This window comes from Dyadobacter sp. CY356 (assembly GCF_021440195.1).
Lineage (GTDB): Bacteria > Bacteroidota > Bacteroidia > Cytophagales > Spirosomataceae > Dyadobacter.
Map to the genome: position 1 here is coordinate 278,089 of NZ_JAJTSZ010000001.1, position 15,142 is coordinate 293,230.

At 40.9% G+C, this 15,142-nt stretch carries 12 protein-coding genes; 2 read left to right on the top strand and 10 right to left on the bottom strand.

The window, feature by feature from the left end; translation table 11 throughout:
- Positions 1 to 21: 21 nt before the first annotated feature.
- Entirely contained in the window at positions 22 to 2,865 is a 2,844-nt protein-coding gene (gene carB, locus LXL81_RS01200) for a carbamoyl-phosphate synthase large subunit (protein WP_234644877.1), read from the bottom strand.
- 249 nt (positions 2,866 to 3,114) lie between these two features.
- Between carB and LXL81_RS01205 the strand changes: the two genes are divergently transcribed.
- Positions 3,115 to 3,822, top strand: coding sequence for a site-2 protease family protein (locus LXL81_RS01205; protein WP_234644878.1), 708 nt, complete (start codon positions 3,115 to 3,117; stop codon positions 3,820 to 3,822).
- Between the two features lie 13 nt (positions 3,823 to 3,835).
- Here the strand turns inward: LXL81_RS01205 and LXL81_RS01210 are convergent, their stop codons facing one another.
- The 4 genes from LXL81_RS01210 to LXL81_RS01225 form a co-directional block, all read right to left on the bottom strand.
- The gene (locus LXL81_RS01210; protein ID WP_234644879.1) at positions 3,836 to 5,557 is read right to left on the bottom strand and encodes a hypothetical protein; all 1,722 of its coding nucleotides are present in this window, start codon (positions 5,555 to 5,557) and stop codon (positions 3,836 to 3,838) included.
- Between the two features lie 243 nt (positions 5,558 to 5,800).
- On the bottom strand, positions 5,801 to 7,489 hold the full coding sequence (locus LXL81_RS01215) for a hypothetical protein (RefSeq protein ID WP_234644880.1): 1,689 nt from the start codon (positions 7,487 to 7,489) through the stop codon (positions 5,801 to 5,803).
- 141 nt (positions 7,490 to 7,630) lie between these two features.
- On the bottom strand, positions 7,631 to 8,131 hold the full coding sequence (locus LXL81_RS01220; protein ID WP_234644881.1) for an NADH-quinone oxidoreductase subunit C: 501 nt from the start codon (positions 8,129 to 8,131) through the stop codon (positions 7,631 to 7,633).
- Between the two features lie 29 nt (positions 8,132 to 8,160).
- On the bottom strand, positions 8,161 to 8,679 hold the full coding sequence (locus tag LXL81_RS01225) for an NADH-quinone oxidoreductase subunit B (protein ID WP_255713590.1): 519 nt from the start codon (positions 8,677 to 8,679) through the stop codon (positions 8,161 to 8,163).
- Positions 8,680 to 8,818: 139 nt separating this feature from the next.
- On the opposite strand from LXL81_RS01225, the gene LXL81_RS01230 reads away from it, so the two are divergent.
- On the top strand, positions 8,819 to 9,595 hold the full coding sequence (locus LXL81_RS01230) for a hypothetical protein (protein ID WP_234644882.1): 777 nt from the start codon (positions 8,819 to 8,821) through the stop codon (positions 9,593 to 9,595).
- An 85-nt stretch (positions 9,596 to 9,680) separates the two neighbouring features.
- On the opposite strand, the gene LXL81_RS01235 is transcribed toward LXL81_RS01230, so the two are convergent.
- From LXL81_RS01235 to LXL81_RS01255, 5 genes are all read right to left on the bottom strand, one after another.
- Positions 9,681 to 10,151 carry an NADH-quinone oxidoreductase subunit A gene (locus LXL81_RS01235; protein ID WP_234645840.1) on the bottom strand — a complete coding sequence of 157 codons (471 nt, stop codon included), beginning with the start codon at positions 10,149 to 10,151 and terminating at the stop codon, positions 9,681 to 9,683.
- A gap of 104 nt (positions 10,152 to 10,255) precedes the next feature.
- Positions 10,256 to 11,140, bottom strand: a complete 885-nt coding sequence (locus LXL81_RS01240) for a sulfite exporter TauE/SafE family protein (protein WP_234644883.1) — start codon at positions 11,138 to 11,140, stop codon at positions 10,256 to 10,258.
- 128 nt (positions 11,141 to 11,268) lie between these two features.
- Positions 11,269 to 12,966, bottom strand: a complete 1,698-nt coding sequence (locus LXL81_RS01245) for a GH39 family glycosyl hydrolase (protein WP_234644884.1) — start codon at positions 12,964 to 12,966, stop codon at positions 11,269 to 11,271.
- 14 nt (positions 12,967 to 12,980) lie between these two features.
- Positions 12,981 to 14,120 carry an ATP-binding protein gene (locus LXL81_RS01250; protein WP_234644885.1) on the bottom strand — a complete coding sequence of 380 codons (1,140 nt, stop codon included), beginning with the start codon at positions 14,118 to 14,120 and terminating at the stop codon, positions 12,981 to 12,983.
- Positions 14,121 to 14,194: 74 nt separating this feature from the next.
- Complete coding sequence (locus LXL81_RS01255; protein ID WP_234644886.1) at positions 14,195 to 15,136, bottom strand: nitrilase family protein; 942 nt, start codon at positions 15,134 to 15,136, stop codon at positions 14,195 to 14,197.
- Between the last annotated feature and the right edge of the window lie 6 nt (positions 15,137 to 15,142).

Sequence of the window (15,142 nt, forward strand, 5' to 3'; positions counted from 1 at the left end):
TTCTATATTTTTCCTAAAAACCTACCGGCTCAGATACAAATTTCTTTCGCTGTAAATCTTTTGGAAGAAATCATCCTGCAAATCATCGATAAAGTAAATAGCTTCACCAGTTGATTTCATTTCCGGTCCTAATTCTTTGTTCACGTTAGCAAACTTGTTGAATGAGAACACCGGGATTTTAATTGCCCAACCTTTTTTAACCGGGTTGAAAGTGAAATCCGTCAATTTTTTATCACCCAGCATTAACTTCGTTGCGTAGTTAACGTATGGCTCCTGGTATGCTTTGCAGATAAACGGCACCGTACGTGAAGCTCTTGGATTCGCTTCGATTACATAGGCAATACCGTTTTTGATGGCAAACTGTACGTTGATCAAACCTTTCACATTCATTGCCAGAGCAATTTTGCGTGTATATTCGTTGATCTGGCGAATCACATCATCTGTTAAATCGAATGGAGGAAGCGCAGCGTGAGAGTCACCCGAGTGAATTCCGGCTGGCTCGATATGTTCCATCACTCCGATGATGTAAGCATCTTCGCCGTCACAAATTGCGTCCGCTTCTGCTTCAAGAGCACCTTCAAGGAAGTGATCCAGAAGGATGTTATTGTCAGGAATATCGCGAAGAATTTTCACAACGTGTTGTTCCAATTCTTTCTCGTTAATTACAATTTTCATATTCTGTCCACCCAAAACATAACTTGGACGAACAAGTAACGGGAACCCTAGCGAGCGGGAAAGTTCAACCGCTGCATCAGCAGTTCTTACAGTTCCGAATTTTGGATAAGGAATTCCCAGTTCTTCAAGCAATGGAGAGAAACGTCCGCGGTCTTCGGCCCAGTCAAGTGAATTATAGCTGGTTCCGATAATTTTGATACCGTATTTATCAAGTTTCTCAGCCATTTTAAGGGCAGTTTGTCCACCAAGCTGAACAATCACACCTTCCGGTTTTTCATGTTCGATGATGTCAAAAACGTGCTCCCAGAAAACCGGCTCGAAATATAATTTGTCTGCAATATCCGGATCCGTCGAAACCGTTTCAGGATTACAGTTGATCATTATCGTTTCATAACCAAGTTCTTTGGCCGCCAAGACTCCGTGAACACAGGAATAATCAAACTCAATTCCTTGTCCGATACGGTTAGGCCCTGAGCCTAAAACGATCACTTTCTTTTTATTTGACACAACTGATTCGTTGTCAGGTGTTTCCTGAGAAGAATTGAAAGTTGAGTAGTAATAAGGTGTTTTTGCTTCAAATTCAGCTGCACAGGTATCTACACATTTGTAAACGCGTTTGATACCCAACTCTTTGCGTCTGTCATACACTTTACTTTCTTTTGTTTGAAGCAAATGTGCAATCTGACGGTCAGCATAGCCTTTTTGTTTAGCCGTCAGGAATAATTCTTTTGGCAGATCAGTCAGGTCAAACTTACCGATTTCATGTTCCAGTTCGATCAATTCCTCAATCTGACGTAAGAACCATGCATCAATTTTCGTAAGTGACTGGATTGTTTTGAAAGACAAACCAATTTTGAAAGCATCATAAATATGGAAAAGACGATCCCAGCTTGGATGTTGCAAACTGTATTTGATCGCTTCCTGATCACGTAATTCACGTCCATCAGCACCAAGTCCGTTTCTGCGGATTTCCAATGACTGACAGGCTTTTTGCAAAGCTTCCTGGAAATTACGTCCGATACCCATCGCTTCACCAACCGACTTCATTTGTAAACCCAATGCACGGTCGGCGCCCTGGAATTTATCAAAGTTCCAGCGGGGAACTTTAACGATCACATAGTCAATCGATGGTTCGAAGAATGCCGAAGTACTTCCTGTGATCGGGTTGATCAGCTCATCAAGATTATAACCAATCGCCATTTTCGCAGCGATTTTTGCAATTGGATAACCCGTTGCTTTCGACGCAAGTGCAGAAGAGCGGGAAACACGTGGGTTAATTTCTATGGCGATGATCATATCATTCGCCGGATTTACTGAAAACTGAACGTTACAGCCACCTGCAAATTTTCCTATTCCGTCCATCATTTTGATAGCCAGATCACGCATTTGCTGGTATAATGTATCCGGAAGTGTCATGGCCGGAGCGACCGTAATACTATCGCCGGTATGCACACCCATCGGGTCAAAGTTTTCAATTGAGCAGATAATGATAAAGTTTCCGGCTCCGTCGCGTAACAATTCAAGCTCGTATTCCTTCCAGCCATATACGCTTTGTTCTACCAAAACTTCATGTGTTGGAGAGGCGTGCAAACCGTTATTCAACGCCTGATCAAAATCTTTTTCGTTTTCAACGATACCTCCACCTGTACCGCCTAGTGTGAACGAAGGACGGATAACAAGCGGAAAACCGATTTCCTGGGCGATTTCTTTTCCTTCCAAAAATGATCTTGCTGTGCGGCCTTTGCAGACATTCACATCAAGTTCGAGCATTTTCAAACGGAATTTCTCTCTGTCCTCAGTAGTTTCGATCGCTTTAATATCGACTCCAATAATTTCTATATCATACTTTTTCCAGATACCTGCTTTGTCACAGTCGATTGCTAAATTTAAAGCCGTCTGACCACCCATGGTTGGTAAAACTGCATCAATCGGCCTGCCAAGCGCTCTATGTTTTTCAAGAATCTCGATGATATACTTCTTCTCCAATGGAAGCAGATACACATGATCAGCACTGATCGGATCCGTCATGATCGTTGCAGGGTTAGAGTTGATTAGAACAACTTCTATACCTTCTTCACGAAGTGAGCGGGCTGCTTGTGAACCTGCATAATCGAACTCACATGCCTGACCAATGATGATGGGACCAGAACCGATAATTAGGATGGACTTGATATTCGGATTTTTGGGCACAGTAAATGGTAATTTGTAGAATTTTGGGAATAACTTTTAATAACTTCGGAGCGTCCCTGATACTTTTTTTCTTTTGAATAAAAGGGGTTCGTTCAAAAATTCCACAAAGTTAATTCACATATTGGAAAAAGAATACTGAATGACCAAAAAAAGTGTATATGGTTGTACGTACACCAGATCGTGCCCAATCGTTTTTGGTTATTCGGGCAGAAGCATGTTTGGTGAAGTAACTTATTGATAAATAATTATATGGGTGAAATTGACAATAAGTTGCTTTATCAACTTATTCTGGGTTTTTTTATTACGACGATTGTGGCCACGATCGTTCATGAATACGGACATTTTTTTACCGCAAAATTACTAGGTTACGATGCCAAAGTGAGTTATGGCTATACGACATGGACGAATACAGCCTATCAGGATTTTATTGACAGTCTGTCAAGGGATGAAAGAATCAAAATCAGGACTAACGAATATTTTTCCAAAAAGGAAGAATATGAAGCCTTATTGGAAAGGATTAAAAATGAAACATTTTTGATTACATTAAGCGGTCCATTATTAACAATAATTATTGGCACGCTCGGGTCTGTAATTCTGTTTTTCAATAGAAAAAGTTTTGATCAGCATCAACTTTCTCCGAAACATTGGGTCTTACTTTTTATTGCATTCTTTTGGCTAAGACAGCCTGCAAACTACGTATTGGATCTGCTGTCCACGATTAGCCGGGGGAGATATCCTTATGGTAATGATGAAACTGTTTTAGCAAGATATCTGGGTTTCGATATTTGGTCAATATCCTTTATTCTGGCTGTCGCAGGACTGGCGGTTGTTTATTTTATTTACAGGAAATTCATTCCCGACGAAAATAAAACAACCTTTCTACTCGCAGGTTTGATCGGCGGACTTGGAGGTTATATGCTTTGGCTGTTTATTCTCGGTCCTGCTTTTATGCCTTAAATTATTAAAACGATTATTGATACGGCACCATAGAAGGCGCAGCAATATCAAAATCCCGAAGTCTTAACGGTGTGTTTCCTTCTATTGCATACCGGATGGCCGACGAGGTCCCGGGAATATTCGGATAATATCCAAAACGGAATTGCAATGTATTGATAGAAAGATTTTCATTTCTTAACCTGATTCCAAGTCCGTAGCCCTGATAAACTGGTGTATTCCAAAGGTGAAATTTATCCTGAGTAACCAGCCCGAAATCTGCAAAGGCATAGTAAGCAATACGGAAACCCAATAAACTCTTTTCAGAAAAATAGACCGTTTCAAGTCCAATCGTAAACTTTTTTGTACCAATTAACCGGTCGCTGTTGATTCCCCGGATGCCGTTATCTCTGCTGATGTTAATATAATCGACCGGGTCCCTGTTGACTCCACGGGTATATCTAACCGTTACAAACTGCCTGAAATAGCTATATCGGAACGGGATCAGTTTACTGATATAGTTCACTTGTCCACTGATCACGCCGGGTTGTTTTGAGTGGTTTTTAAAATAGGAGCCAACATTGAGCAGCCCATATAAATAACCCGAATTATGTGGAAGATAATGTCCTGATGCGTACTGAATCCCGGCATAACCTCTTTGTCCAAACTCAGTATTTTCCTGCCCGCCCGTAACTGCCAACAAATTCCCGACCGGAACATCTTCCGTTCTACCAAAACCATAGATAAGAACGTCTCGTTTATAACTCCGGTTAGAATAACCAAAACTCACAAGAGTTGCACTCCGGTCCCAATAAATAATATTGGTATCAGCGCGGACTTCCGGGCGTTGGTTGTATTTATATTTGTTATGCCGCAGTGCAAAAACCAGACGGGATTTTTCACTCAGCGAAGAATTTTTGAATGGAAATTTAAAAGATCTTCCCAGCCAGGCATCGTAATAATAGTATCCGGTTTGATAACGACTTTCTTTGTCCAGGCTGTCAAGATCTCTTTTGTATTGCCGGAACACGGCATGGCCACCTTCCAGGGAGCCTGCGTATTTCGTTTCGGTTGTAAGAAAGGAGCGTGAGAAAACCAGATTCTGAACTTCCTGGTCTCGTTCAAAGATTATATTTGCCTGGCCGGTTATGAAAGTTTTTCCGATATATGGAATTGTGTAAATGGTCCGGAACTGAAATTTCTGAATCGAATCGCTGGCGTCATACCTGATTTTGGTAAGTTGCTGATGCGTGGTTCCGTTAACGTTGGTGTTATTAAGACCAAGGCTGAATTTATCAAACTTGCTCGGGCTCGCTGAAATATTGAGTGACCAGGAATCTTGTATAATCACAACAATATCGGCCATCCAGGTAACGTCGGTCCTCGGAACTACAATAATCCGGGCATCCGTAATTGTCCCGTTTTTTCTTAACAAACGCTCGTTATCCCTTAAAACACTGGCTTGGATTTCGTCACCTTCCGAAAATCTCAAAAAGGATTTACGGATGATGCGTTCACGGGTATTGGTGTGAAAGGTTTTGCTTAAAAAACGATCAATTTGTTTGCCGACACGGGTTGTATCGTAAACGGATTCTCCCAGAACATCAAGTTGTTTAATGATGATTTTTCTGATCACCATTCCTTCATACGGCGTAAAAGGATTGGTTTCAATGGCCTTAATTTCTCCCTTTTTACCCTGATTATATACGTCCCGAAAGAGCAACCGATATATTGACCGCGAAAATTTTGTTTTAGACATACGGATTTTAAGATTCGTATATCGCACACTATCCATGTTTACCCCTCCATTAGTCCTCAGGCTGTCATTTCTTTGCGCCAGAGTTATGGTTGAAACAAACAAGAAGAGTAACAAATATCTAAACATGGGCACATAGTAATGAACAAATCATTAGATAATATATAAACGTACGAATGTTAGATGTAGTCAGATTTAAGCTGATTTTTGTGCTGTTGACGTGTAATTCCTGTAAAACAATAATTATTAATTTCGTGCCTCGCGAATTGCTTTAAGCACCAACTCTGTCTGTCCCGGAGATGGTGCTTTTTTTGTTTCAAATTTACCGTTTGGTTTGATGATGGCATACGTTGCAGAATCAAGCGGATTAAGTCTGATCAGTAAATCTATGATTTGATTGCTGTTTATAAACATATGTATACCTTTCAACTGATGTCTTACGATGTATTGTTTAACCAGATCATAAGAAACCGGGTTTTCATCTGTTGGTAAATGAACATATATAAATTCTACGTCCGTAGGCAGCTGTGCGCGCAGGGAAGCGGCAAATTCCAGATCGTCCCGGCTTTTTTGATCTTCAATATTCCATTTAAGAATATAGAGCGTTTTTCCTTTGTATTGCTCTGTGATGCTGTTAAACCAGGCGTTTCCACGGCTGTCAGATTCTGAGAGCCAGATTTCAGGCAGCACTTCTGTGGGTGTGGCTTTCAGGCCGGTGAAAGAAATCATTTTATTGATATTGACACTATCCTTCACTTCCAGCCTTACAATTTCATCAAGCGACTGGCGGAATTGGGGCGATATCAAACGGGTTTGAATGTATTTATTGAGGTTAAGCTGATTTTTGTATGAAAGCTTATAGAAATTTTTCGGCAGATAACGCGCATTTAAAAAGTCGGAGCCGGTACTGTCAAATTGCGTATGATTTAATCGGCTTTCAGCTTCGTAAGCAAAGAGCAGATCAAGTAAAACAGTGTTTCTTTTGTAAAGATTATTCAGGAAGTCCATCTCGACTTTTTCAGCTTTTCCGCGATCAATGATCGCATCAAGTTTCTCCGATTCATCAGCAGTTAATCCGGGCGTATTATTTTTTATCATGGTGCCCATTAATCTTACCTGAAGTGAATTAACCTTTGGTGAAGCGCCATCCGCCCACATTTGTTTTTTTAAATCGGCATAAGAAGAAATCCGGCCGGCCAACGATACATGCTGACCGGTTAAAGGTGCCTTCGCAAGCCTTTTTAAATCAACAAGCCAGCTATCTGATTTTGGTACATCCAGCTGATTGCTCAACAAATATTCATAAAGATTTTGATATCGTTCGTCTTCCGCGATGGATTGAACCCATTGGGTAAGCGACTTGTCCGGAATGGAACTTGAAGTTTGAAGTAATGCCGATACCCGAAGTTCTGCTCGCGCCGAAGCAGCTTTGGTTGCCTCGGAAAAACTTTTATCCCAAAAGGTATCATAAAACCTGGTACCCAGAACGCTGTTTGCGGTAAGCGCATTATTCAAAGAAGCCAGATATTGGGGATACAAATTATTGGCAGTCGCATTTACGCCTGCAAAATAAAAAAGCTTCTTTGCCTTCGAAATGGAATCGCCGTTGAATGTTATTTCAACTTCACCCGGAGATCCCAGAAAGGTCGTAAAAGCCTTGCCGCTGTAATCCAGATAAATTTCTTCGCTAGAAAATAAAATGGGCAGTGAAACCCGGAAACTTCCGTCAGCCTGTAACGGAGCTTGTTTGCTAAGCTCGGATTGTGGCTGTAAAATATTGTTTCGGGAGAAAGTAATGGATGGAGCCTGCCGGTATAATCGCCCGGTCAGATTCAATATTCTTCCTTTGATAATCAGAGAATCCGTAACAGCAAATCCAGAATAAGAAGTGCACAGCAATATAACGAGAATTATTAGAGGTAATTTAGTTCGCATGTTGATCAGTAATTATTAACGAAAAATACTGAGCCTTTGGGAAGCAAACAAATTTGTCAGTTAAATTTCAAATCGGTGAAAGGTCGAAGAAGTTCTGGTGGAAGTTAATATATTGATTGTCATGAATTTACTATAAATAATTCAATTTTCAGACCTTACATTTATTCCGTGATATTTCTGCTGAGCCTCATAATCGCGGCGTAATGGATGCCCTTCCCAGTCTTCCGGAAGTAAAATACGGCGAAGATCAGGATGATTTTCAAAATGAATCCCCAACAAATCAAAAGCTTCACGCTCATGCCAGTCTGCCGTGCGCCAGATGTGACTTACAGTAGATACAGAAGGTAAAGGCTGATCCGCCGTATTCCTTGGGAAAATAATTTTAAGCATCAGATCATGACCATAAGGAATAGAGTTGAGGTTGTATATCAATTCCATCGTAGCCAGGCCAGGTCCGTTATCTATTGCAGTTATACAGGCTAGGTAGTCAAAATAGAATCTTTCATCTTCAAACAGATACCTGCAGACTTCCGCAATATTTTTTGATGGGAGGATGATGAAAGGTTGAAGGCCTTTCTCATCAGCACTGATTATTTCACCAAATTGTGCAACCAGAATATTTTTTATTTCTTCAAAAGTCATTTCTATATCAGTTTGGAATGAAGGAATTTTTATGCGGGAACACCTTCCTGCATCTCCAGAAACAATTCCGGAGCAAGCGGATGTTCTCCACGTATTTTTTCCTGCAATCTCATAAATCCGCCGATCAGTGCTTCCGGTCGTGGCGGACAGCCAGGAACGTAGATATCAACCGGAATGATTTTATCTACACCTTTAACGACGTGATAGCCATGTTCCCAGTAAGGTCCGCCACAGTTTGAGCAGCTTCCCATAGAAATAACATATCTCGGCTCGGGCATCTGTTCATATAAACGGCGGATACGGTCGGCCATTTTGAAAGTTACAGTTCCGGCAACAATCATAACGTCGGACTGACGCGGGGAAGGCCGCGGCAATATTCCAAATCGTTCAAGATCATAATGCGAGGCATACGCTGCCATCATTTCAATTGCACAGCAAGCCAGCCCAAACCCCATCGGCCAAAGCGATGAAAGCCTTGCCCAGTTCATAAGATCCTCTGCGTTGGTCAATATAATTCCACCGTCGCCGGTTTTTATTCTTTCACTCATCTCTCTCACTTTTTGGTAAACGTACTGGTACAATATTTGTTCAAAAAAGAACTAATCTGTCGCATTGCAAAAGTAGTCAATATTGACCAGAAACAGGCTTTCGTATGCACCGGATTGTAAACACTTCAACTTATATAAAATGAAAAACAAACTACTTTTAACAATTCTGTTTTCCGCTTTTTTTATTAACATTTCAAATGCCCAGGAGGTTTCCGACACTACTGTTACAGCACCCAAAAAATTCATGAGCGGCATGGCGGTATATGGAGAATTCGGCCTTTTATCCAACAGCAGTTTTAAGGCAATTCGGAACCAGATGAAGGATTTAAACATAAAACCTTTTGAAAATCTGATGGCCTCGATCGTTCTTGCCAAGAGAATTGAGACTGAAAAATTCTTCGCTGAAAGTCGCTTGATCTTAATGAATTCCACTAAGTACAGTAATGATGAAAATCAAAGTAAAGGTATATTCCGGGGAATTGGTATCGGGGTGGATGCAAGTCCGAAATTTGTAAATTCCACACACTGGAATGTTTTGATACCAATTGGATGGGATTTGATGTTATATCAGGTAAAGGTTAAAAATGACCAGACTGCAAGTTTTGCGCAAGTGGTTTCTAATCCGAATGGTTACAGGGCTGCCAAAATACATAATGGCAGTTTTAATTTGCATGCGGGGATTGGTGTTGATTACAAAATGAATCTTTTTCCAAAGGTTTATGACAAAGTCTACATCAGCAGCAAGCTGACTTATCATTTGCCGGTTGCGCGTATGGGAAGATGGAGAGGGGATGATGTGACAGTTACGGATTTACCATCTTTTAAAGCCAATCAGCTTTATGCACAGATCGGACTTGTCTTTTTTCCAAAAAACATGGGTAAAATGTGGGGGAAGATGCACCATAATTTCAAGTAAAAGTCATTGCACAGTTTTAAACAAAACAGGAAGTCCTGATCGGGCTTCCTGTTTTGTTTACACGCTTTATAAAATTAATATACGGTCAAGCTCTCTTATATTTTTCATTGATTTGCTTATATAAATCAACGGGAACTGGTGATTTAATTTCCGGGATTTTCGGTTCCGGACGAACCCAGTCCAGATATCCTTTTACCCAGGCATAAGCTAGTCCCAAAATTAAAATCAATACAAAAACGGTCATTTCTGCCATCGCAAACCAGCCCCATTGCCCATTGGTTTGTGCGATAAGATCCTCATTACCAAAGACAACCGCCCAGGGAAAAAGGAATAATAATTCTATCTCAAAAAGAACGAAGATCAGCGCAATGACATAAAAACGGACGTTGAACTGGACATTGGCATTTCCTAATGGATCTTCACCGGATTCATATGTTGTAAGTTTTTCTTCATTAGGACGATCAGGTCTTAGAAAACGTGCGATCGTCAGCATGAGTCCGATAAGGGAAACTGCGGCAATTATAAAGAGAAGTATATAACCAAAATCACTAAGCATAAGGCTGAAAACGAGTTTCTGCAAAGCTAAGGAATTTTGATTCAGTCATATCAAAGGGCAATGGAAAGTATATCCGGAATTCTGTATTTTCTGATAACTTGAAATCAGATAATGCTCAGGATAATGGTTCTTAAACTTAAACCAATAACCAGCGTTCCAACCATTAACATCAGTGGTTTGCGTTTTATCTTTCCAACCAGAAGTGCACCAAAAGGCGCTGCAATCACCCCGCCGATGATAAGCCCGAGTACTACCTGCCAGCTGTTGATGCCATTAAAAATCAGAAAGGTAATGCCGCTTGCAAAACTGATAACAAACTCAGCCGCATTTACAGAGCCGATCGTATAACGGGGATCGCGCCCCTGGCCAAGCAGGGTTGAAGTAACAATAGGTCCCCAGCCACCACCGCCCACAGAATCCATGAATCCTCCGGTTGCTGCCAGAATACCGATGCGTTTTGTTTTATTTTTGACCAGGTTTTTTTGAATGGCTTTTCGGATAATGATCACACCCAAAATCAGCATGTAAAAGGCGATGTAAGGTTTAATTACCGCTCCGTCGATAATGTCTGACAATAAATATGCGCCCGTAACTGCTCCCAGAACACCGGGTATGAGAAGTGATTTGAAAAGTTTCTTGTTAATATTTTTAAATCTGAAATGCGAGATTGCAGAGGCACCTGTTGTAAACATTTCTGCTACGTGTACACTTGCGCTACTCACGGCCGGCGTTACGCCAAGACTCAACAAAAACGATGTTGAGGTCACACCATATGCCATTCCAAGTGCTCCGTCAACCAATTGAGCTGCAAGTCCTACTAACAGATATAGTGCGAAATCACTGGCTACAAATGTTCCGATCCCTTCCTGAGTAATGGATATTGTTCCGTTCAAAAACAAGAAACCAACAAACAGAACAAATATACTGATTGGTAAAATATACCAGACAGGTCTTGTAGGAAGTTTAAGAGAAAGAACTTTTTCCAGCATGGTGATGGGATTTAATAATTCAGCAATTTGTGTGACAGTATGCAAAACTACTAAAACTATTAAATCTACCAAATTGATAGAGTAAAATTAATCTGAAATTAATTTTCCGAATTTGATGAAAAGAAATTTTACCAGCTGATTTTTATGAATGAAACGGCTTGACGCGGCAATGGGAATTTCATATCCAATTCCCCGTTTTTTACATTAACCCACTCAGGAGAAGTCAGAAGCTGTAATTGTCCGGCTTTTTCAAGCGTTGATATCTGTTCATCGGTTGGATTTTTTGGAGATCCCATTTTCTTCCATACTTCGTAAGAATTACTGTATTGCTGATCAATACGATAATGCTGAACCAGAACTCTTTGGGCAGTTATTCCTTTTAAATGAATATCGACAGGAGAATCGGGAGCTGGTTTATTATCATCATGGTAATTCCAGACCATCACAGCGGCTTCTTTTTGATCTTTGGAAGCAAAGGCATTAATGTCTGGTTCGCCGCGAACACTCCCATCGCGTACTTTAAGGAAATCATATGCCAGATTTTGTTTGACTTCCACACGTTTTCCCTGCATCATACCAAACATTCTGAAAACATTTAAAACCGGTTTGTCGACGCCGTTGGTGGCCAGATCACGGAATCCGCGAAACCAGGCCTGATCTTCAAATTCAAACGCCCACGTTACAGCCCCCATTAGATTGACGCCTCTGGCCTCGGCCAGATCCGATTTTCTTGCAAAGGACGCCGCTGTATAACTTGAATACATCGTCCCGTTCCGGTATGCATTCTGTGGACTTAAATCTTCCGAACAGGCCGCGCAGCCTTCCGGATCAGATTCTCCTATAATGATCGGCAAATTTTTTAGGGTTGGATACGAAGCTACAATTTCAAAACCTTTGTCCATATCACGCAGTTGCGTTCCCATATCCATCCGTACCATACCATCAACCAGTTTTGGCGCTCCTTTGGCGTGGAAAGTTAAAACGTCAATAGGCGATCCGATTTTGCCTGTGACATAATTTTTTCCTTTGGTAACATGATCCAGAAAGGCTCTGAAAAATTTGGCAGAAACATCCCAGTTAGGTCCGGTTACTTCCGGGCCGCCAACTTTTGCTGTGGGAAGGGCGCGTTTTACTGCATCTGCGGAATAATCATACATTTTGATATACTCTTCCGTCGTTCCCTTCCAGTAGCTGATATTTGGCTCATTCCATAATTCCCAATACCAGCTTTCAACTTCTTTTTTACCATATTTTTCAACTGAATGTTTAACCCATTGGTAAACGAGTTCTGCGAATTTGGCGTAATCTTTCGGCGGATATGCCCAGCCTGTATAAATGTCATTATAGTTATCGCCAGGTTTCCAGAAATGGCGATAGGGCTGAGGATGAGAAGATAAAGCTTCGGGCATGAAACCGATTTGCGCAATAGGTTTCATGCCACGTTCAATGTAAGTATCAAATATTTTATCAACAATCGTCCAGTTATAAACCGGTTTCCCGTCTTTATCTTCCGTGTAAGCGTTTGTTGAACCCCATTTCAAAGCGGCAACACCATCGCCAGTGACCAGCATACTGTGCGCGCGGACATAAACCGGAACCTTACTCAACTGTGATATTTCAGTAAGCAGTTTTTTCCCGTCTTTCATGTAAGTATAATTTGGCTCGTCGTAGCCAAACCAAGACCAGATCGGTTTTATTGGGCCCTTTTCTTTATTTAAATCGATTTCGATGGAGACAGGTTTTGCCTCCTGTGCAACAACCGGAAGTATTGCGAAAATCAGTAAGCCAGTGGATAATATAGATCTGAGAAAGTTGCTGATTTTCATAATTTTGATAGACGTTAGACTATTCCTGTGACAAAATCGATATAGTTGTCGCGTGTTATCCAGTTGGTCCGGGCCTCAGGGTACGCTTCGATGAAAGCCTTGGGAAACTTAATCTTACTGTCTTTCCATTTAAATTCATAAGCAGAAATTTGTTCATCCCTGAGTTCCAGCCAATCCAGTTCCTGCTGATCATAGGTTCGCCAGAAATAAGTGAAAGGAGATTTATTATCGTAAGCATTGTATTTCATACGTTCGGAAACAAGATAATTTTCCCAGAGACCACCAATATCCTTTCGTTGAATCACAGGTAAAAAATTATTAATCAATGCATTACGAATTCCATTGTCGAAAAAATACCACTTAGATGATTTACTAACTTCTTTTCTTAAATTTTTACTGAAACCTCCGACGCGAAAAATAATGAATACTTTCGAAAACAGATCGAGATATCGCTCCACAGTATTTCTGTCAATTTGGAGTGATTTGGCTAATTCTTCGAAGGATACTTCCTGTCCAACCTGATAGGCAACCAATTGCAGAAGTTGCAGCATTTTGTGTGAATACCGCACTTGTTCATACATCAGGATGTCTTTTAGCAAGTAGCCGTTTACCAATTCTTTGAGGTATTCAATTTGCTCATCCCTAGATTTCATTTGCAGAACGTCGGGGTAACATCCAAAAATAAGTCTGTTTTCCAGCTGCTGTTTTGTTTCAAGAAAATTTTCTGTTTTTGACAATTCCATTTGAGCCAGTGGGAAAAGCTGAAAACTTATTTGTCTCCCTACAAGTGGTTCGCCGGTTTGGTTTGAAAGCTCAAAAGCAGATGAGCCGCTGGCTAAAATGGTTAGTGATGGAAATGAATCAATCAGAAGTTTGAGCGATTTACCTATTTCAGGCACCGCTTGTGCTTCGTCAATTATTAATAAATCGATACCTGTTACCCAACGTTGATAGGAAGTTATACGACGATCCGTTAGTAAATCCTTTACATCAAGATCCTCTCCATTCATATACAGCGACTTTCCCTTGAAATCCGCTTTGATTTTATTTAGTAAAAAAGTTTTTCCAACACGTCGCGCACCTGTTAAAACGATCGCCTTATTAGACGATAATTGTTTTTCAATTATTGGAAGAATATATCTGTCAAATACCATTTAGCTAAATTCGTTGAATGGACTCAACAAATTTAGCTAAATTCATTGAGTCTATTCAACGAATTAACAATATTTTATAACCAGACTACCTTTTGCTCCGAAATATGCTCTTTTCCAATAATGTCCCGGTATAAGTTCGGTCGACGTGCTTTTAAATACCTGCTGCCACCTGCGCGCTCTAATTTTTCCGGCGTTAAAGTTGCAATGGCTATATCATTATCAAGTTCCCGACATTCGGCAATGATGTCGCCATAAGGATCAAGAATCATGGAGCAGCCATTTTTTAACTGATCATCATCCATACCGATCGGATTTGAAAAAACTGCGTAAATCGCGTTGTCATAAGCACGCGCCGGTAACCATTTCATCAGCCAGCTGCGGCCTTTGGCACCATCAAATTCCTGGCGAAGTGAAGTGGGATCAGCTTCTCTGTTTTCCCATAAAACCGGATCAACAAAACCTGCACCCGGGCGGGTTGAAGGTGTACACATAGTTACGTGCGGCATAAAAATAATATCTGCACCGAGCAATTTTGTCGCTCTGACGTTTTCGATAATATTGTTATCATAACAGATCAGAATACCGGATTTCCAGCCAAACAGATCAAAAACGACGTATTCATTTCCTGGTGTAAGATGTGGATTGATGAACGGATGAAGTTTACGGAATTTGGCAACCAGGCCATTTTCGTTCACACAGACATATGCCTTGTACATTTTATCATCCGCATCTTTTTCAAAAAGTCCGGCTAAAATGGTGATGTTATTTGACTTTGAAATTTCGGTCAGTTTCCGGATACTGGGACCGTCGGGAATGAATTCGGAGATTTCAAGCAATGCTTGTTTTGATAAATTCCGGGCGAAGGTATATCCGGTGACTGAACATTCGTGAAAGGCGATAACCTTTGCTCCCTTTGCCGCTGCCTGCTGCGAGAGCTGGTTGATCATTTCAAGATTATAGGCTTTGTCGCCGCTCCGGTTTTCAAATTGTGCAGTCGCAACTTTAAGATTTTCCATACTGAT

Bases quoted from the DNA above. Each gene is read 5' to 3' on its own strand.
- LXL81_RS01205 (WP_234644878.1), top strand. From the start codon at position 3,115: ATGGGTGAAATTGACAATAAGTTGCTTTATCAACTTATTCTGGGTTTT.
- LXL81_RS01210 (WP_234644879.1), bottom strand. From the start codon at position 5,557: ATGTCTAAAACAAAATTTTCGCGGTCAATATATCGGTTGCTCTTTCGG.
- LXL81_RS01215 (WP_234644880.1), bottom strand. From the start codon at position 7,489: ATGCGAACTAAATTACCTCTAATAATTCTCGTTATATTGCTGTGCACT.
- LXL81_RS01220 (WP_234644881.1), bottom strand. From the start codon at position 8,131: ATGACTTTTGAAGAAATAAAAAATATTCTGGTTGCACAATTTGGTGAA.
- LXL81_RS01225 (WP_255713590.1), bottom strand. From the start codon at position 8,679: ATGAGTGAAAGAATAAAAACCGGCGACGGTGGAATTATATTGACCAAC.
- LXL81_RS01230 (WP_234644882.1), top strand. From the start codon at position 8,819: ATGAAAAACAAACTACTTTTAACAATTCTGTTTTCCGCTTTTTTTATT.
- LXL81_RS01235 (WP_234645840.1), bottom strand. From the start codon at position 10,151: ATGCTTAGTGATTTTGGTTATATACTTCTCTTTATAATTGCCGCAGTT.
- LXL81_RS01240 (WP_234644883.1), bottom strand. From the start codon at position 11,140: ATGCTGGAAAAAGTTCTTTCTCTTAAACTTCCTACAAGACCTGTCTGG.
- LXL81_RS01245 (WP_234644884.1), bottom strand. From the start codon at position 12,966: ATGAAAATCAGCAACTTTCTCAGATCTATATTATCCACTGGCTTACTG.
- LXL81_RS01250 (WP_234644885.1), bottom strand. From the start codon at position 14,120: ATGGTATTTGACAGATATATTCTTCCAATAATTGAAAAACAATTATCG.
- LXL81_RS01255 (WP_234644886.1), bottom strand. From the start codon at position 15,136: ATGGAAAATCTTAAAGTTGCGACTGCACAATTTGAAAACCGGAGCGGC.